Here is a 17,791-nt window from a genome sequence, read left to right as displayed (position 1 = left end):
AAAGCATTAATAATTAAGCAAAAACTTCTTCAGGGTCTTTTTTTACCACCCTGGGATCATCTGGCAAACATACTCCGGGAGGGAGATCTATATCTGGAGGAAGTGATACGGGAAGTCCACCCTCGTCATCGCCCTCGTCATTGTTTTTCCTATTGTCTTGATTTTTGAAAAAAATGAATAACAACAGCACGCCGTATACTACTCCACACAAGATAATATCAAAAACAACTCCCGGCATATCAATAAGCGTAAGTTTTACTTTTAAGATACTCAAAAAACCACTTCATAGACAGATTGTTAGGTAGAAAATTAGAGTTTTAATATTGCCGTTTATTTGCTTTCTTTGTTTATCCAAAAAGCCAGCTTTGGGTACGCCCTAATTTTATTCGTTACTTTATGTTATTGACCTTATTCTCTGGTGAAAACGAAGGCCTTCTCTTTGGAGTTTTCGGGGCTGTTATCATCCTGTTTCTTCTCGTGGATTTAGGAGTCTTTCACAAGGCTCACCAAAAAGTTTCTCAAAAAGAGGCCCTCTACCAAAGTTTGTTTTGGGTGGCTGTCTCTGTTGGCTATGGTATGCTGATCTACTTTTATGGAGAAGGTCCAGCTGCTACTTTTGAGTTTTTCTCTGCTTACGTTACTGAAAAAGCACTTTCTGTAGACAATATCTTTGTTATACTGCTGATCCTGCGCTATTTCAATGTAAAAGAAGAGTATTTTCACAATATCCTTTTCTGGGGAATATTGGGAGCCATTGTGTTCCGGGCCATTTTCATCTTTGTAGGGGCGCTGCTCATCGCACAGTTCCACTGGATTTTGTATGTGTTTGGGGCGTTTCTTATCTACTCAGGTATCAAAATCTACAACGAAGACGAGGATATGGACATAGAGCCGGAGAAAAACCCGGTGATGAAGTGGACCAAAAAAGTACTTCCTTTTACCACTCAAGATGCGGATGGTAAGTTTTGGGTTGTGGAAAATGGAAAGCGATTGTTTACTCCACTTTTTCTGGTCATCATCCTAATCGAGACCACTGACTTGATTTTTGCCGTAGATTCTATCCCGGCCGCATTCGCAATCACTCAAAATGAATTTGTGATTTACACATCTAATATTTTTGCGGTCATGGGCCTGAGAGCGATGTTCTTTTTGTTAGCCAATGTACTGGATAAGTTTTATCTGCTCCAAAAAGGGCTGTCTCTTGTTCTGATCTTCATTGGTGCGAAGATGATGCTAGAGATGGAAATCCTTCAGCAGGGCATCGGCTACCTCTTTGGCACTGATCATGTACACATTCCCACCTTTTTGTCGTTTGGGGTGATCATGTTTGTGCTCTTTGCCTCTATTGTATTATCTCTCATCTTCCCTAAAAAACCTGAGCTGGTAGAGGCCGAAAAGGTATCTTAAGCGGCCTATTAAGACTTTAATTCTAATAAGGCCACTTCGAAAGAGTGGCCTTTTTGATTGTAGGGAAGTGATGTCTATGATGGTGTTGGTCCGGCCAATAGCTGGTCCCATTTACAATCAGGATTTCAGGGATAAAATAAAAAAGGCACCTCAAGGGTGCCTTCTATAGAATGTTTTTGCTGCAAGCGTTTAGAAGCCAATCTTTTTGGCTTTCCAACCGCCTTCTTCCAGTGATTTGGCAGAGTCCAGTACTTTTTCTTTTAGTGACTCTTTATAGTCAGCTACGTTTTTGGCGATTTTATCATCAAAAGCGCCAATCATCTGCGCTGCAAGGATGCCGGCATTTTTAGCTCCGTCGAGTGCTACAGTGGCTACAGGGATGCCTCCGGGCATTTGCAAAATGGAAAGCACCGAATCCCATCCATCTATGGAGTTGCGAGACTTTACGGGTACACCTATGACGGGGAGTGTGGTGAGGGAAGCTACCATGCCCGGAAGGTGAGCAGCGCCACCTGCACCTGCTATGATCACTTTGAGGCTACGGCCTGCAGCTTTTTCAGCATACTCCACCATACGGTGCGGAGTGCGGTGGGCAGATACTACGGTCACTTCTACAGTCACGCCGAGCTCTTCCAGGATTTCTGCAGCTTCTGACATTACTGGCAGATCCGATTGGCTGCCCATGATGATTCCTACTTGTGGTGTGCTCATGCTTTTACTTTTAGTATTTCTTTTACTTTTAGTGCTTTTTGTTTGAGAGAGGTCACGTCTGAGTCAGTGAGTGTGATGTGCCCCATTTTTCTGAAGGGCTTCGTAATCTTTTTGCCGTAGAGATGCAAGTGTACTCCAGAGAGCTCCATGAGTTCTGTTAGTCCTTCGTACTGCGCATTTCCAGTATAACCATCTTCTCCGAGTACGTTTACCATGGCTGCAGGTCTGATGAGGTCTGTGGCACCCAGGGGCAAATTGAGAATGGCGCGTAGGTGCTGCTCAAACTGCGAAGTAATGTTGGCTTCTATGGTCTGGTGGCCGCTGTTGTGCGTGCGTGGAGCGATTTCATTGACCAGCACTTCATCGTCTTGTGTCAGAAACATCTCCACCGCTAGCAGCCCAACCATATCCAGCTGGTTGATCACATCGGTAGCTAGTTGATAGGCCTTTTCTTCGATTGTTTTACTCACCTCAGCTGGGGCAAAAAGGAACTCTACCAGATTTGCGGTAGGGTGGAAGGCCATCTCTACGAGCGGGAAGCATTTCACCTCTCCAGACTCATTTCGAGCTACTATTACACTAAGTTCTTTTTTGAAATCGATCAGTTTTTCGAGTAGTGAAGGTGCTTCGAAAGCCTTTTCCAGGTCGGCTTCATTTTTTAGAATTTGTACCCCCTGACCATCATACCCGCCTTTGCCCAGCTTGTTGACAGCTGGCAGGAAATCCTTGTTGGCGAGTACTTCAGCCTTGTTTTCAGTCAGGATAAAATCTGCCGTAGGGATGCGGTTGGCCTTGTAGAAAGTTTTTTGCTTTCGCTTGTCCTGAATCATTTCGATGATCTCAGGTTGAGGAAAGACTTTTTTGCCATCAGCTTGCAGTGCTTTGAGCGCATCGGTATTTACAGCTTCTATCTCGATGGTGATGAGGTCTTTGTCCTTCCCAAAGGCCATCACCGTGTCATAGTCTTTGAGGTCACCCTGGGTAAAGCTTGCAGCGATGTTGGCGCAAGGGGCCTTCGGGTCTGGGTCCAGCATGTGGATGTCCAGATTAAAATCGATGGCAGACTGTAGCATCATGCGGCCCAGCTGACCACCGCCGAGCACACCTATTTTCAGATCAGTTATGTCGCGATTCATGGCGCAAAGATGCGAAATTTTGCCTTTTATTTCGTCGATAAGCAACCAGAGCTGCATCTACTCGGTTATCATACTATGGACGACCAAAAGAAAGAAAAACTCGAAAAGCGATTGAAGGAAATGAAAGAGAAAGCGCTGCAAGAGGAGGAAGGGAAAAACAAAAACGAAAAATTATCAGAAGTTCCTCGTGATGCTTTTCGCAAAAATCTTGGGTGTGGAGGTTAGGCTTGGTTGAAACTGTGGACATTGCACCACATGCCAAACCTGATTTAGTGCTCCAATCAGGCTTTTACCAGACCCAGTTTGATGGCTTTACGAACAAGTGCAGTTACTTTAGAGACATTTAGCTTTTCCATGATGGACTTTCTGTGAGTCTCCACTGTTCGAACTGCTATGCACAGTGAGTCGCCAATTTCTGGAGTAGAAAGACCTTCCACGATAAGCTCCAGAACTTCCCGCTCCCGTGGAGTGAGTGCATTAGATTCTGTGAATGCAGTGGATTCTAATTATGTTTGAATAGGACAGATGCCTACTCACTCACAAACACCCGCTTTACCCGTTGACTTACGTTGGTCAAGATTTCATAAGGTATCGTCTGTGACCACCTGGCCAGATCAGCGATGCTCGGATCCTCTCCAAAAACAATGACTTCATCACCAGCCTTGACATTGAGCCCAGTGACATCTACCATGGTCATATCCATGCATACATTGCCTATGGTATAGGCCTTTTGGCCATTGATCAGCACATAGGCATTGCCATTGCCAAACAGCCGCGAGTAGCCATCGGCATAGCCGATGGCTATGGTCGCTATTTCAGAAGGCTGAGTGATTTTTCCTTTGCGTGAGTAGCCGACGGTAGCTCCCGCAGGTAGTTTTTTGATTTGTGAGATGCGTGTTTTGAGTGTGCTGATGGGGCGAAGTGCCTGTGTGCTGCCAGAGCTATCAAACCCGTACAGTCCGATGCCCAGTCGCACCATATCGAAATGATATTGGGGCCATCTGATGATGCCTGCAGAATTTACTGCATAGCGAAGTGGAGCATAGTTCAGCGCATTACTCAAAAGTTGACACGCCTTCTCGAAGCGCTCTCCTTGCTGCTGGGTATAGCCATCCTCTTCTTGGCTATCTGCACTGGAAAAGTGTGTAAATACTCCAGCAACTTTGATGCTCGGATTGGCTTTCAGCAGAGTGATTACTTCGCTGAGTTCTTCATACTCAAAGCCTAGCCGGTTCATCCCTGTTTCTATCTTCAGGTGAATGGGCATCGGGTCTGGGCACACCTCCAGGTAGTGCTTCAGCATAGATAGGCTATAGATTTCTGGCTCTAGCCTAAAGGTGCTCAGCAGCTCAAAGTGCTCCCAGCTCACGTTCATAATCATGATGGGTAGCTGTATGCCGCTTTCGCGCAAAGCAATGGCTTCATCCAGATAGGCCACTCCGAGGTAATCTACCTGGTGGTACTGCAGGAGATTGGCGATCTCCTCTGTGCCCACACCATAGGCAAAGGCTTTCACCATGACCATCAATTTGGTTCCCGGTTGTAGGTATTGTCGGTAGACGCTGAGGTTGTGCTGGATCGACTCAAAGTTGACTTCCAGTACTGTGCCGTGACTTTTTTCTTCCAGATAGCGAACCACTTTTTCCAAACCAAAATCACGAGCCCCTTTGACCAGGATGGTCTCCTGTCCGAAGTGAGGTGTAGCTCTAAGGAGATCGTCCACCGTACTATAGGTGGTAGATGGGATCTCAAAGAGGTGTTGGTGCTTTTGAAGTGCGCTGCCTACCCCTATTAGCCGACTAATTTCATGGTTTTTGAGTAGCGTATTGACCTCTTGGTAGAGCGCTGTTGGCTCTTTGCCCGATTGTAATATGTCGGAAAGAATTACCGTCCGCTGCTTTTGGGCAGGCTGCTGTTTCAGGTAGTCGAGTGCAGTGGATAAGCCTTGCAGGTCATTGTTGTAAGTATCGTCCAGAATGTGCGTGTGGTTGCGTCCACGTTTTAGCTCCAGGCGCATAGGTACAGGCTTTAGTGAGTCTATACCTCGTTGTATTTCTTCCGGGCTTTCGCCTAAAAGCCACGCAGCTACCACGGCATGCAGTAGGTTTTCTATATCCCAGGCATTGGTCCAGCGGATATTGAGCTTCAGGGATTTTCCCTGATATGTGCACCTGTAGGTGCTTCCTTGCACTTCAAAATTGATTGCCGCTTCTGGGCAGTGGATGTCCCACGAGGTAGCTGGATGCTGATGATATGTGAGCGCATCTCCCACGATGTGGTGTGAATAACGGTAGATGACATTTTCTGCAGTTGAAAAAAGCAGTGCTTTTTCGCGTGATTTTTGCGCCTGATTGGCAAATCCTGCAGCATGAGCCTCACCGATATTGGTGAAGATCCCCATGGTGGGCCGAATGACTTGCTGGAGATTTTGCATCTCTCCGGAGGCAGATATGCCGGCTTCAAACACAGCGATCTCATGCTGATCGTTCATTTCCCATACCGAAAGCGGTACGCCCAGCTGCGAATTATAACTTTTGGGGCTTTTTACTACTTGCCATTTTTGGCTGAGCAAGGTGGAGAGCCATTCTTTGACGATGGTTTTGGCATTGCTGCCGGTGATACCTACTACGGGATATGTGTGCTGTAAGCGGTGCTTAGAGGCCAGAGATTGCAGCGCAGTGAGCGTGTTCGGTACGATGATTTGGTTGCTCTCCGGCAGGTCTGCTTTACTGCTTAGGAGAAAGTTTCGAATGCCCGTGGCATGGGCTTGAGCCAAAAACTGGTGGCCATCGTGATGGAGGCCTTTTAGGGCTATGAACAGCTCATCATCAGACCCGGTAGCTTTGCGTGAATCAAAGACCAGCTTTTTGATATTGGCATTGTGCCCACCAGCGATGTGCTGGGCCTCGAGTACTGCTACGAGCTCCTGAATGTGCATGAGGCTAAATTATCAATTCCAGCTCAAACTGATTGACTTCATTCACAAAGCCGATGGCTTCCAGTGCTTCTATGGTGTCGTATGCATCTTCTGTGACATTCATAAGCGTGAGGGGCTTGCCTTTACTGACCTTTTGTGCTCTGGCACACAGCTGACGCCCTATGCCTCGCGCCCGCCAGGCTTCGTCTACCACTAGTTGGCTTATTCGCCCCAGATGGGGTTGGAAAATGACGGCACCCACCACCTGGTCATTATGGGTGGCTTCTATGATGTGCTCGTTAGCTTTGTTATGCGTGAGATGGTCACTAGTGTCCAAAAAGGCCGGCTGTATCGAAAATAGCTCATCGTAACTGGCCCAATTCGATGGTGTGTGAAAGTTGATGCCTTCTAATAGACGTTCTTCTACAGGCGTAGTAAGTTTAAAACACTTGAACGACTGAGTGTATTTGAAGTCCAGCTGCTCATAAAACTTGAGGCCAGCCTGGTTTTGGTCCACTACTTCGAGCACGATTTGTTGGATAGCCGGAGCTGCGCTCAGGTGGTGTAGTAAGTTTTCGTATAGCCTGGTGGCAATATTTTGTCTTTGAAAGGCAGGAACTACGCCGGTGCCACCATTGTATAGAGTGGACTTTCCCCGATAGGGGCCATGAGTATGCAGTAGGAAACCAGCCACCTGCCCGTCTTCCCAGGCCAGCCGGCTTAGCGGGCCATCTATGTAGAGTTTATGAAAAATTCTTTTCTCGAAATCTTCCTTGCTAGGTGCAAATCGCACGAAATAATTGGAGAAAGCAGAAAGAAATGCCTCATACAGCGACATCCAATCTTCCTCTTCGAAAGCTGCTATTTGTAAGGCCATGTGCTACTCATGAAAGCTCAAGAGAGGAATTTTGATGTCTATGGCTATGTTTTTTGTAATCGATCGCTTAAACAGCCGTTCGAAGAAATTGCGCTGACGCGGAAGCATGGCTAGCATATCCAGCTGGTGCTTTTCTGAGAACTGGACGATACCTTCTGTGATAGAATCAGCCTGAACCGTTCTTGCCGAGCAATTGGTGCCCTCAAATCTTTTTACGATTTCTTTGAGATGTTTTTGGTCTGAAGCAGTTAGCTTTTCCGGGTCATCCACTATGGAGAATACCATTACCTCGGCATCATATAGCTTCGCAAAGAGGTCGATTAGTTTTAGCCGCTGGAAGTTGACTATCTCTGAGAGGTCCGAAGCGAAACCTATTTTTTTAGGAGCAAACTCTCGATATTCTTCAGGTATCACCATTACAGGGACTTCAGAGGATTCTACTATGTCCGTAGATCTTGTGCCGATCAGGTGTTCGATTTTGTCGTGCTCTGCGCGCGTACCCATCACGATCAAGTCGATATCCTTTTGCTGAGATTCCGTGTAGATAGCATCGGTGAGGTAGGAGATAAATCGGTCTGCTTCATGAGGGACGTCTTTTAGCTCAATAATTTCTGATTCCAATTCTTCGAAGCTGTCTTTTACCTGGTTTTCATAATCCAGCATGATAGAGTCTATCAAACTGCCACCTACAAAATCTGGATGAGGATGGTGGACGTGCACAGCGTTTACCATATGAATTTTAGCGTTGAACTGCTTAGCAAAACCTATGGCAATCTTCAATGCATTTTTGGAACATTCTGAAAAATCTACAGGGACGAGTATATTGTTGATTTGCATGAGAGTCCGGTGATTTGGTTTGTAATTAAAAGTAATTTGATTCTGTTTAATATCCCAACAATTGAAATGAGTCAATGTTGAAAAACTCACTGGAAAAAAAGTGTGCTGTTGTGGATATTTCTAACGATGATTTGTGGGTATTCAGTGGGGTTTTTGTAACATTGTTGCTGTTTTCAGTATTTCCCACCGGAATGCTAAGATCTACACCTTTTCAAACTAAACGGAGTTTTTAGCTATGCCATTAGAGATTGGAAGTTTTGAGGAGTTTGCCACATATATTGGTAAAGACCTTGGACATTCTGAGCCCCTGGTTATCACACAGGAGCAGATTAATAAGTTTGCGGATGCTACAATGGACCATCAGTGGATTCATGTAGACGAAGAAAAAGCTGCCGAAGGACCATTTGGCAGCACCATCGCACATGGGTATCTTACCCTGTCTATTGTCCCTACCATGTGGGCACAGATATTGAAGCCCAATAACCTGAAGATGATGGTGAATTATGGGATCAAAGAATTGAAGTTTAATCAACCGGTGCCAGTGGGGAGCGAGCTAGTACTACATGCTCACCTGGAAAATGTGACCAACCTCCGCGGCATTTGTAAAGCGGAAATAGGTGCACGCATGGAAATCACCGGACAAAAAAAACCGGCATTTACAGCTACACTTATGCTGCTGTATCACTTTGAGTCCTAAGTATTAGTGACTTTTGAGGCATTAGCTCAGTTGGTTTAGAGCGCTACCTTGACAGGGTAGAGGTCACTGGTTCGAATCCAGTATGCCTCACACTTGACCAGACAATCATCGCCTGATTGATTAAAAAGTAAGATTTTTTGATTTAACAGCAACTTATTCATAGATAGCGATGATCAACACTTTTTTGGCCCCGAGGACCACTTCCTCTTCAGTAAATTTTGCCTCACTTTTTCTACGACTGGGTTTTGGTCTGATGATGATGACACATGGGTATAGCAAGCTCACCAACTTTGAAGGAATAGCGCCCAAGTTCATGGATTTTTTAGGCCTGGGAGGCACGGTATCATTAGGACTTACCGTGTTTGCAGAGCTTGTATGTGCTCTTCTTGTAGCGCTTGGTTTTGCTACCAGACTTACAGTGATTCCGCTCATCATTGCTATGTGTGTAGCGGTATTTGTCGTGCATGGTAGCGATCCACTTAGTAGCAAGGAATTGGCCATAAGTTATCTGGTGGCTTTCTCTGCTATTCTTTTTATGGGTGCGGGCAAGTTTTCTCTGGATGCCGTACTGTTTGGCAAAAAGTCTGATCGATATTAATCAGTGATAGCCAGGGACAAGGTCCCCGGCAAAAAGTCTTCAGTGTACTACCTCGCCCGTAAAATACAGGTAAGTATATGCTTCTGACTGGTCCGTACGAATCCGGATGTTCTTTTTAAATGTACCCACTTTGCCAGACCGAAAAGAGGCGGTTATTGTGGCGCTTTTTCCCGGTGCTATGGCATCCTGGGGAAACTTCACACTGGTACAACCACAGGAGCCTTTGGCTTCCAATACAGTCACAGGCTTGTCGGATACATTGGTAAACTCAAACGTTAGCGGTATAGCCACATTGGCTTTTACCTGACCCAACTTTAGCTGGGTGCTTTTCCAACTGATAGGAGCAGTAGCAGCCATAGCAGCTACTGCTATGCCGAGCATGAGGATGAAAGAGATTTTTTTCATAATTCGTTAAGTTTTGTGTTGACCCAAAGCTGTCTTTTTAGTTTTGAAATGGCTGTTAATGATCTCCTAATGATTGTTAATGAGATGTTAAAGTGCCCCGTCATTTTTATAGGTCCTGATTGAAAGGTGTTATTTTCACTAGATGAAAAACACGCCCATTAGGTTTTTGGTGGTACTAGGCTCCCTGTCTATGGTGGCAATTGTGGTGGTACAGGTCTTTTGGGTTTCACAGGCCATGGACAAGCAGGAAGAGCAGTTTAACCGCAATGTGCAAATGGCCCTGCACAACGTGGTAGAAGGACTGTGTGAGGCCAACGGTAATGACATTCCTTCTATTGATCCAATCGACCAATTAAGCAGCAACTACTTCATTGCCCGTACCAACTATCAGATAGACCTACAATCGCTGGACTATCTGTTGCGTGCAGAACTCCGCAAATACCATATAGATCAGGATTATGAGTATGGCGTGTATGACTGTCAGTCAGATCGGATGGTTTATGGTGATTTTGTGAGACTAAAGGGCGCTGATGGCGCAAAGCCTACTGGCAAGCTTCCCAAGCTGGCAAAAGACGAGTACTACTTTGGCCTCTATTTTCCGGGCAAGGCTTCTGGTCTCGCCAACCAACTTGGTATCTGGAAAGTGACCTCCGGTCTTACGCTCGTGATTTTGATTTTTTTTAGCTACGCTCTGGTGGTAATCCTTCGTCAAAAACGTCTCAGTGAAGTCCAGCGAGATTTTATCAACAACATGACCCATGAGTTTAAAACTCCACTCACCACACTACAAGTGGCGGCTGGATATGTGGACCGGCAAGCGCAAGAAGGGAGTAAAATGGAAAAATATGCCGCAGTGATGCGTTCAGAGCTTGCACGCCTGGAGCAGCATGTGCACCGGCTGCTGCAGACCGCACAGCTTGAGGGTGAAAGAAAGGAGCATGTGGAGCTGATAGCTATTCGCGAGTTGATAGAGCGCAAACTCAGAGACCTGCCCGAAACACCGAAAAATGTAGAGTCTGATATCAATTCGCTCAAAGACCTACAGGTGAGCGCTCCCAGTATTTTGTTGGAAACCGTACTGGACAACCTATTAGACAATGCCCTCAAATATGGTGACACTTACGTGAGAATAGTAGGAGAACAGGAGGGAAAACATGTGCGCATAAGGGTAATCAATGATGGAGTGGGTATTCCGAAGAAAGATCAAAAAAAGGTTTTTGAAAAGTTTTATCGGATAGGCAACAAGGACCGCCATGACGTGAAAGGCTTTGGTCTGGGATTATATTTTGTGAAAACAGCCATTCGGAAGATAGGAGGTCGCGTATCGCTCGTGAGCAACACAGAAGAGACCGAATTTTGCATTAAACTGCCCATAGCATGAAGCAACCTGTAATTTTATTAGCCGAGGATGATGAAAACCTCTCTTTTGTGGTGGCTGACCAGCTAGAGCAGGAAGGTTTTAAGGTGGTACAGGCCAGTGACGGAGCGTCTGCACTGGAGGCCTACAAGGCTCATGCACCAGACCTATGCCTGGTAGATGTCATGATGCCTCGTATGGACGGCTTCACACTGGCCAAGAACATTCGAGCGCATGATGAGCTGGTGCCCATTTTGTTTTTGACCGCTCGATCCATGGAGGAGGATCGATTGCGCGGATTTGAGATAGGTGGAGACGACTACATTACCAAACCATTTTCAGTGCCAGAACTTACCCACCGCATACGGGTTTTTTTACGCCGAACTATTCTTATGCCTCGGGATGCTGAAAAATTTACTATCGGGACGTTGACTTTTGACCCACAAAACTATCAGCTGGAAGGAGGAGGCCACACCAGCCAGCTTACAGAAATGGAAGCTCAGCTGTTGCAGTTACTTGCTGAAAACAGCAATCGGCTGGTAAAGCGCGAAGATATTCTCATCGCTATTTGGGGTGAAAACGACTACTTCAAAGGCCGAAGCCTGGATGTTTTTATATCCAGGCTTCGAAAGTATCTCAAAGCTGACTCAAACCTTGAAATCAAAAACCACCATGGGGTGGGGTTTACTTTACTTGATCGTAATGCTTCTTAGCAGCTTTTTGTCGCCATGCTGCAGTGTGAGCAAATAGTCTCCCGCATCATATTTTCGGAGGTCTATGTGCTGTGAGTAGCGTCCTGCAAAAGCAGGAATGAGCTGATGAAAAAGCAGCCGGTCGTTTGTGTCTCGTACACTTATGGTGAGATCTGCCTCCGAATCAGGGGTCTCCATCCGTAGGTAGATGGATGCCAGCGGAGATACTTTCACACCCAGGTCATTGAGTTCTAGACGTTCATGGTCTTTGAGTCGGGCACGTTTACCAAAAGCACTTACATCAGGGCTGATGGAGATGTCTCTTGTTGGGGTTGGAGTCGGCGGCTTATGATCTACATCTGCGATTTTTTTCACCATTACTTCGATGTTTTCCTGGAGGCTGTCCATATCGGGCATAGCGATGTGAAAGTCCATGTCCTGCACATTTTGTAGTTGCCTGTCGATGATGACTTTCATGTCTTTCATGTGCTCCTCCATGTCATCAAGATGATAACTGAAAGCATAGTGCCCAGAGTCAGTCAGGACTTTTATTCTTTTGGAGAGGCTGTCGCCATCAAAGTGAAAAGTCATGTTGGCACCTGGATGCCAAATCTGGGGGTGTGGTGGAGCTGGAGGCGGGTCGAACGGAAACGAGTTTTCTTTGCCGATAAACTCCTGTAGCTCTTCATCTGAGCGCATGGCTTCTTCAGAAGGATATGATTTTTCAAAATGTATCATCTCACCGTCTACTTCTCGGGAGATTTTTACCTGTACTTCGTTTTCGTCGGAAGACTTTTGGGCGGCAGACTCCTGACTCATGATCATGAGTGCTGCCAGTAGGGGGAGGATAATCTTTTTCATGTTTTAGCCATTTAGGTCTGTAGCGAACTTACGGAAATGGCTGAGGCAGAGACGTTAAAAGGTGGTTAATGGTTGTTAAAAAAGGTTAATGGCGAACGTGAGGGGCACTTTTGCCGTAGATTTGCTACATGAAGCGATCGACACTTCGATGGATGGTAGCGCTAATGAGTCTGGCACTTCTGGGGCTAATTGGCTTTCAGTGGTTTTGGATAGACTCTGTGATTCGGGCCAATGAGGAGCGTTTTAAGCGTGATGCTATGGAGGCCATACATGCTGTTTCAGAAAAGCTCGAAAAGCAAGAAGCGCTATATGCCTTTCATCAGGCATATCCTTTCACTGGAGTAAAGCCCCCACAACCTCCACAGCCTGCTGCTCCGGGAAGTCCCGGAGTGAAAATCTACTCAGATACCTTACAAAGTGGTCAGGGTTTAAACATCGTTTTTGATTTTCAGGCACAAACTGCCGGGGGTAGTATTCAGTTTTCAGCAGAGCACTATGAAGGTCCCCGGCCTAAACTCTCCCCAGGCACACAAAACTACCTGGACGAACACATAGCCCGAGCTACCCGCAAAAGTGAGATGGTCTTTCAGGTACTTGAAAACATGCTGATCTCCGAGCGGTCGGTAATGTCCCGCTTCAACCCTCACCAGTTGGACTCCCTGCTGGCTGGGGAATTTAGAGACAGAGGCATAGACATACCCTTCAACTATGCTGTGGTATCTCCCATCAACAACCGACTACTCCTGATCAATAACCGTGACCATAAAGAAGCACTAGAAAAAAGTGAACTGCGAGCTAGCCTGTTTCCCAACGACCTGATCGGCGAGCAAAACTGGCTGGTGGTCAACTTTCCTGATAAGCAACAATACCTGCTAAGCAAAATCTGGTTGACCATGGCTAGTTCGGGACTGCTGGTACTGGTGATTGTTGGTTCGTTTGGGTACTCTATTCACACCATATTGCGTCAGAAAAAGCTTTCTGAGATGAAGAACGACTTCATCAATAACATGACGCATGAGCTGAAAACGCCAATTGCTACCATTTCGCTGGCATGCGAGGCCCTGAGTGACCGGGAGATCAAACAGATGGAAGGCATGCGCGAGCGGTATCTAAAAATGATAGGAGATGAAAACAAAAGACTGGGTGAGCAAGTGGAGCGGGTCTTGCATATGGCCGCCCTCGACCGTAACGACATAGAGCTCAAATGCGAAGTAATGCAGCTAAAAGAGCTGGTGGAGCATGCACGTGAAAAAACAATGATACAAGTAGAATCTCGCCAGGGTACTATTCGACTAATAGACAATGCTCCCAATATACAAGTGTATGGCGATCCTACGCACCTTACCAATATTTTGGTAAACCTGCTGGAAAATGCCAATAAGTACTCCAACGACGCACCTGATATTACCATTCGCATGTATGCCAAAGGAAAAAATGTGCATATTTCTGTACAGGACCGAGGCATAGGGATGACTAAAGAAGCCCAAAATCATATATTTCAAAAGTTTTATCGCGTGCCCACTGGCGACATTCACAATGTGAAAGGCTTTGGACTGGGGCTCGCCTACGTAAAAACAATGGTGGAAATGCATAGCGGCACAGTGAGTGTAGAAAGCGAATGGGGAAAGGGTAGTAAGTTTACCATCACATTACCAGTACATCATGGAGAAGCCTAGACTATTGATCGCCGAAGATGACGAAAACCTCGGCCAAATACTCAATGAATACCTAAACCTCAAAGGGTATACCACCACGCTTTGCAGAGACGGGGAAGAAGGGGCCGCGGCGTTTAAACCCGGTAAATTTGATCTGTGTATCCTGGACCTGATGATGCCTAAAAAAGACGGTTTTCAGCTGGCTACAGAAATCAAAGAAATCGATGCGGACATTCCCATCATCTTTCTCACAGCTAAGTCGATGAAAGAAGACGTCATCAAAGGGTTTAAAATCGGCGCAGATGACTATATCACCAAACCTTTTAGCATGGAGGTGCTGCTGATGAGAATACAGGCGGTCTTGCACCGTACCATGAAGGGAGCCTCTCGGCAGGAGCTTCCTGAAGAATTGGTGATAGGCAAACTGAAATACCAACATGCCAATAATTCGCTAGAGTTGCCTTCTGGGCCCGTCAGGCTTACCACCAAAGAAAACGAGCTTCTAAAGCTATTTTTTGAAAACCTCAATCAAACCGTGACACGTACCATCGCACTGAAAAAAATCTGGAAAGATGATTCGTATTTCAATGCGCGCAGTATGGATGTATACATTGCCAAGCTCCGCAAATACCTTCGTGAAGAAGAATCCCTTAAGCTGTTGACGGTTCATGGAGAAGGCTTCAAATTGGTACAGATGAATTAGTACTCATCTTATATCTTTGTTGAGTCTGGGTGATCAGCCCGGCACGTACCCTAACTTCATAAAACCCAAAAAAGAACCTATGCGACTAGTACCTTCCATTTCGGTAATCGGTGGCAGAACCGCACGCCTCACCCAGGGCGATTATACCCGAGAAAAAGTCTACGACGTGAGTCCGCTGGATGTTGCCGAGCGATTTGCCGATCATGGAATCAAGCGTATTCACCTCATCGATTTGGACGGAGCCAAAAAAGGCACCCCTGTCAATTACCCTACTCTGGAGCTAATCGCCGGACATACCGATTTGAAAATTAATTTTGCTGGAGGTCTTCATACCGATGGAGATATACTCAAAGCGCTGGAGTTTGGTGCGGAAAGCATTACAGCTGCTACTATTGCAGTGTATAATAAAGAGCTCTTTGCCAACTGGATTATGTCATATGGCAGAGAAAAAATTGCGCTTGGTGCTGATGCCCTCAACGGACTCATCAAGGTGGGCGGCTGGCAAAAAGACACCAAATTGCCACTGGATGAGCACATCAGCTTTTTCTATGATCGTGGACTCAAATACCTAAAAACTACGGACATTTCTAAAGATGGGATCATGGAAGGCCCCTCTTTTGACTTGTATGAGCGCCTGCTCAAAGATTACCCAGAGTTGTGCCTTTTTGCCAGTGGGGGAGTACGCAACATCGACGATATCAAAAGATTACATGATATGGGAGTGTACGGCGTTATTTTTGGTAAGGCCTTCTATGAAGGGCGCATTTCGCTCAAAGAGCTGGAAGCATTTATCGCCTCTACTTAAAATTCGAAGTTGAGCTGACTAGCTCCGGCTGGCGCATCGTCATATTTCATCTTGTAGATAAAATAAAAGATGAAGTTAAACTTGCAGACAGAGTTGAGATTGGTGCTATCGGGAGCCTGAGTGTGGTACACACCACCGCTGGAAGCGGTTGTAGAATTTTCGGCTGAAGGTTCACTTAGAGCTTCTTCTTCCACGGGCTCTTCAGATTTCTTTTCTTCCGTGTTGTTGGATATAGAAGACCCTTTCAAAGACGACTTGTCTTCGGTAATTCCTGCAATTGCCAGGTTCGAGCTAATGGCAGAAATCAGGGTGATCAATATAATTAAGAAGCTTTTCAGGGTAATGATTTTGAGTAAAATTACGAAAATCTTGTGGGAACGTTAGCATATCGTAATTTTTTTCGTCTATTCGGTATGAGATTCATCATGAAAAGTCCGCTGAATGTCCATACGCTGTATGGGAAGGCTTTCGGGGTGATGCTTTTGCAAGTAGCTGATTAGCTGCTCGCGAACACTGCAGCGCAGGTCCCATGCCATCGGAGAGTTTTTGGCAGACATTAGCGCCCGTACCATTATATAATGTTCTCGGGTGTCTACCACCTGTAGTGAATTAACCTTCCCATCCCATAGAGGTTCATTGTTTAGGATTGTGGTAAGTTGCTCACGCAAAACAGGGACAGGTGTGCGGTAGTCCAGGTGCAACATCACCGAGCCAATAATTTCACCCTTGTTACGGGTCCAGTTTTGAAAGGGTTTTTCTATGAAATAAGTAATGGGAAGTACCAGGCGCCTCCAGTCCCACAACCTCACTACCACATAGGTCAGGTTTATTTCTTCTATCCATCCCCACTCACCCTCTACCAGCACCGCGTCATCTATCTTGATGGGTTGTGTAAAAGCAATCTGAATACCAGCAAGAAAATTGGCTATAGACTTTTGTGCTGCAAAGCCTATAATGACACTGGCCACTCCTGCAGAGGTAAGGATAGTTTGTCCATATTTACGGCCTGCCTCAAAGCTTAAGAGGATTACAGCCAGACCGATCATTACCAAAACGATAATGAACGTCTTTTTCACGAAGTTTAATTGAGTAATAATTTTTCGTTCCCTTCGGTTGTCTTCTTTATCGATTTGATAACGCTCCAAAAAGATGGCTTCCAGGCTATAGACAAAGCGGATGAGCAAATGAGTAGTAGCTACTACCAGCAAGATGCGAAGCAAGACCATGAGCAAATCTTTGAAGCTGTTGTCATCGGCATAATGTAGCGCGATGAAGATGAATAAAACAGGTACAAAAAAGTTGAAGGCGCCTTTGCAATGCTTACGTAAGATCAACAGGTCGTTGGATCGAGCCTTTTTAGAGGTAATAGCCAGAGAGATATACACTACCCAGTTGATCAGAAGACCGATGAGTAGTCCAGCTATCAAATTAGCAACTGGAAATTCCAATGATGTCAGATAATGAAGCCAGGATTTGAGTTCGGACATAAGTTGAAAATTGGAAATTTAAGAAGTAAAAACAAGTCCTAAAAGGCGTGGATTGTTTGAGTAGATCAGGGTAAAAGTTGCGTTTGTGTTGGCTTTTGGTGTAAATGAATATTTCGTTGAAATTATTTTTTTATTAATCCAATAATGGATTTAACTTTGCATTCCCAAAAATCACGGACTTGCCGTGTAGTTGGACAAACGGTGGTTGTAGCTCAGCTGGTTAGAGCGCCTGATTGTGGTTCAGGAGGTCGTCGGTTCGAACCCGATCTTCCACCCTTGATAAAAGCAGTTGCATGAAGATGTAGCTGCTTTTTTTTTGTTTTAAGGAGTTTTGAGTTTTTGAAATCCCTCAAGCTATCCAGACTTTTCTTAAGAATCGATATGAAAGGATTTTATGGGATTGTGGTTGAGGAAGTCATCGGCCGAAGGGTCGGTCCCATCGCCCCCGATCTTCCACCCTTGATAAAAGCAGTTGCATGAAGATGTAGCTGCTTTTTTTTTGTGTGCGCCCGGCAGGGCGCAAATACTTGGAGGTGAGTTTTTTTTTAAAAAAAAAAAGGGACAAGTCCTCTGTACGCCCGATGAGGGGAAGTACTAGCTGAGCGGCAAGTGTATTGTCTGTGAAGACCTGCATGAAGGAAGCCGA

At 45.7% G+C, this 17,791-nt stretch carries 21 protein-coding genes and 2 tRNA genes; 11 read left to right on the top strand and 12 right to left on the bottom strand.

What is annotated here, in order from left to right:
• Positions 1-13: 13 nt before the first annotated feature.
• Entirely contained in the window at positions 14-274 is a 261-nt protein-coding gene (locus C7460_RS10905) for a hypothetical protein (protein ID WP_245986309.1), read from the bottom strand.
• A 122-nt stretch (positions 275-396) separates the two neighbouring features.
• On the opposite strand from C7460_RS10905, the gene C7460_RS10900 reads away from it, so the two are divergent.
• Positions 397-1,407 (top strand): TerC family protein, encoded by a 1,011-nt coding sequence (locus tag C7460_RS10900; RefSeq protein ID WP_115868137.1) that lies wholly within the window; start codon positions 397-399, stop codon positions 1,405-1,407.
• A gap of 189 nt (positions 1,408-1,596) precedes the next feature.
• Here C7460_RS10900 and purE read toward each other — a convergent pair whose 3' ends face one another.
• Both purE and C7460_RS10890 read right to left on the bottom strand, forming a co-directional pair.
• Entirely contained in the window at positions 1,597-2,118 is a 522-nt protein-coding gene (purE, locus tag C7460_RS10895; RefSeq protein ID WP_115868136.1) for a 5-(carboxyamino)imidazole ribonucleotide mutase, read from the bottom strand.
• On the bottom strand, positions 2,115-3,254 hold the full coding sequence (locus C7460_RS10890) for a 5-(carboxyamino)imidazole ribonucleotide synthase (protein ID WP_115868135.1): 1,140 nt from the start codon (positions 3,252-3,254) through the stop codon (positions 2,115-2,117). Before C7460_RS10890 ends, purE begins: the two co-directional genes overlap by 4 nt.
• A gap of 75 nt (positions 3,255-3,329) precedes the next feature.
• On the opposite strand from C7460_RS10890, the gene C7460_RS23745 reads away from it, so the two are divergent.
• Complete coding sequence (locus C7460_RS23745) at positions 3,330-3,479, top strand: hypothetical protein (RefSeq protein WP_170147968.1); 150 nt, start codon at positions 3,330-3,332, stop codon at positions 3,477-3,479.
• Positions 3,480-3,535: 56 nt separating this feature from the next.
• On the opposite strand, the gene C7460_RS10880 is transcribed toward C7460_RS23745, so the two are convergent.
• The 4 genes from C7460_RS10880 to C7460_RS10865 form a co-directional block, all read right to left on the bottom strand.
• Positions 3,536-3,691, bottom strand: a complete 156-nt coding sequence (locus C7460_RS10880; RefSeq protein WP_170147967.1) for a response regulator transcription factor — start codon at positions 3,689-3,691, stop codon at positions 3,536-3,538.
• Between the two features lie 92 nt (positions 3,692-3,783).
• A complete protein-coding gene (locus tag C7460_RS10875; protein WP_115868132.1) occupies positions 3,784-6,192 on the bottom strand; it encodes a bifunctional UDP-N-acetylmuramoyl-tripeptide:D-alanyl-D-alanine ligase/alanine racemase in 2,409 nt (802 codons plus the stop codon).
• Positions 6,193-6,196: 4 nt separating this feature from the next.
• Positions 6,197-7,048 (bottom strand): GNAT family N-acetyltransferase, encoded by an 852-nt coding sequence (locus C7460_RS10870; protein ID WP_115868131.1) that lies wholly within the window; start codon positions 7,046-7,048, stop codon positions 6,197-6,199.
• A 3-nt stretch (positions 7,049-7,051) separates the two neighbouring features.
• Entirely contained in the window at positions 7,052-7,885 is an 834-nt protein-coding gene (locus tag C7460_RS10865; protein ID WP_115868130.1) for a universal stress protein, read from the bottom strand.
• 235 nt (positions 7,886-8,120) lie between these two features.
• Here C7460_RS10865 and C7460_RS10860 point away from each other — a divergent pair, with 235 nt between their 5' ends.
• From C7460_RS10860 to C7460_RS10850, 3 genes are all read left to right on the top strand, one after another.
• Positions 8,121-8,582 carry a MaoC family dehydratase gene (locus tag C7460_RS10860; RefSeq protein WP_115868129.1) on the top strand — a complete coding sequence of 154 codons (462 nt, stop codon included), beginning with the start codon at positions 8,121-8,123 and terminating at the stop codon, positions 8,580-8,582.
• Positions 8,583-8,597: 15 nt separating this feature from the next.
• A tRNA-Val gene (locus C7460_RS10855) sits at positions 8,598-8,672 on the top strand.
• Positions 8,673-8,751: 79 nt separating this feature from the next.
• Positions 8,752-9,180: a DoxX family protein gene (locus tag C7460_RS10850; RefSeq protein WP_115868128.1), complete on the top strand. Its 429-nt coding sequence runs from the start codon at positions 8,752-8,754 to the stop codon at positions 9,178-9,180.
• A 39-nt stretch (positions 9,181-9,219) separates the two neighbouring features.
• Here C7460_RS10850 and C7460_RS10845 read toward each other — a convergent pair whose 3' ends face one another.
• Positions 9,220-9,585 carry a DUF1573 domain-containing protein gene (locus tag C7460_RS10845; protein WP_115868127.1) on the bottom strand — a complete coding sequence of 122 codons (366 nt, stop codon included), beginning with the start codon at positions 9,583-9,585 and terminating at the stop codon, positions 9,220-9,222.
• A 142-nt stretch (positions 9,586-9,727) separates the two neighbouring features.
• Between C7460_RS10845 and C7460_RS10840 the strand changes: the two genes are divergently transcribed.
• Positions 9,728-10,966 carry a sensor histidine kinase gene (locus tag C7460_RS10840; protein WP_115868126.1) on the top strand — a complete coding sequence of 413 codons (1,239 nt, stop codon included), beginning with the start codon at positions 9,728-9,730 and terminating at the stop codon, positions 10,964-10,966.
• Positions 10,963-11,655 carry a response regulator transcription factor gene (locus C7460_RS10835; RefSeq protein ID WP_115868125.1) on the top strand — a complete coding sequence of 231 codons (693 nt, stop codon included), beginning with the start codon at positions 10,963-10,965 and terminating at the stop codon, positions 11,653-11,655. Before C7460_RS10840 ends, C7460_RS10835 begins: the two co-directional genes overlap by 4 nt.
• Here C7460_RS10835 and C7460_RS10830 read toward each other — a convergent pair.
• Entirely contained in the window at positions 11,632-12,495 is an 864-nt protein-coding gene (locus C7460_RS10830; RefSeq protein WP_115868124.1) for a hypothetical protein, read from the bottom strand. The genes C7460_RS10835 and C7460_RS10830 overlap by 24 nt on opposite strands.
• A gap of 128 nt (positions 12,496-12,623) precedes the next feature.
• On the opposite strand from C7460_RS10830, the gene C7460_RS10825 reads away from it, so the two are divergent.
• The 3 genes from C7460_RS10825 (at position 12,624) to C7460_RS10815 (ending at position 15,658) form a co-directional block, all read left to right on the top strand.
• Positions 12,624-14,171 carry a sensor histidine kinase gene (locus C7460_RS10825; protein WP_115868123.1) on the top strand — a complete coding sequence of 516 codons (1,548 nt, stop codon included), beginning with the start codon at positions 12,624-12,626 and terminating at the stop codon, positions 14,169-14,171.
• Complete coding sequence (locus tag C7460_RS10820) at positions 14,158-14,853, top strand: response regulator transcription factor (protein ID WP_115868122.1); 696 nt, start codon at positions 14,158-14,160, stop codon at positions 14,851-14,853. Before C7460_RS10825 ends, C7460_RS10820 begins: the two co-directional genes overlap by 14 nt.
• Positions 14,854-14,932: 79 nt before the next feature.
• Positions 14,933-15,658, top strand: coding sequence for a 1-(5-phosphoribosyl)-5-[(5-phosphoribosylamino)methylideneamino]imidazole-4-carboxamide isomerase (locus C7460_RS10815; protein WP_115868289.1), 726 nt, complete (start codon positions 14,933-14,935; stop codon positions 15,656-15,658).
• Here the strand turns inward: C7460_RS10815 and C7460_RS10810 are convergent.
• On the bottom strand, positions 15,655-15,975 hold the full coding sequence (locus tag C7460_RS10810; RefSeq protein ID WP_115868121.1) for a hypothetical protein: 321 nt from the start codon (positions 15,973-15,975) through the stop codon (positions 15,655-15,657). The two genes, C7460_RS10815 and C7460_RS10810, sit on opposite strands and share 4 nt — an antisense overlap.
• Before the next feature lie 87 nt (positions 15,976-16,062).
• Entirely contained in the window at positions 16,063-17,145 is a 1,083-nt protein-coding gene (locus C7460_RS10805; protein ID WP_115868120.1) for a mechanosensitive ion channel family protein, read from the bottom strand.
• Positions 17,146-17,345: 200 nt separating this feature from the next.
• Between C7460_RS10805 and C7460_RS10800 the strand changes: the two genes are divergently transcribed.
• Positions 17,346-17,421 (top strand) — tRNA-His (locus C7460_RS10800).
• 139 nt (positions 17,422-17,560) lie between these two features.
• Here C7460_RS10800 and C7460_RS24055 read toward each other — a convergent pair.
• The coding region (locus C7460_RS24055) for a hypothetical protein (protein WP_221409500.1) at positions 17,561-17,791 on the bottom strand (231 nt) is incomplete at its 5' end.

Origin of the sequence: Marinoscillum furvescens DSM 4134 (assembly GCF_003386095.1) — a bacterium.
Lineage (GTDB): Bacteria > Bacteroidota > Bacteroidia > Cytophagales > Cyclobacteriaceae > Marinoscillum > Marinoscillum furvescens.
The sequence above is the reverse complement of the archived record's forward strand: the minus strand, read 5'-3'. Positions and strand labels throughout refer to the sequence as shown.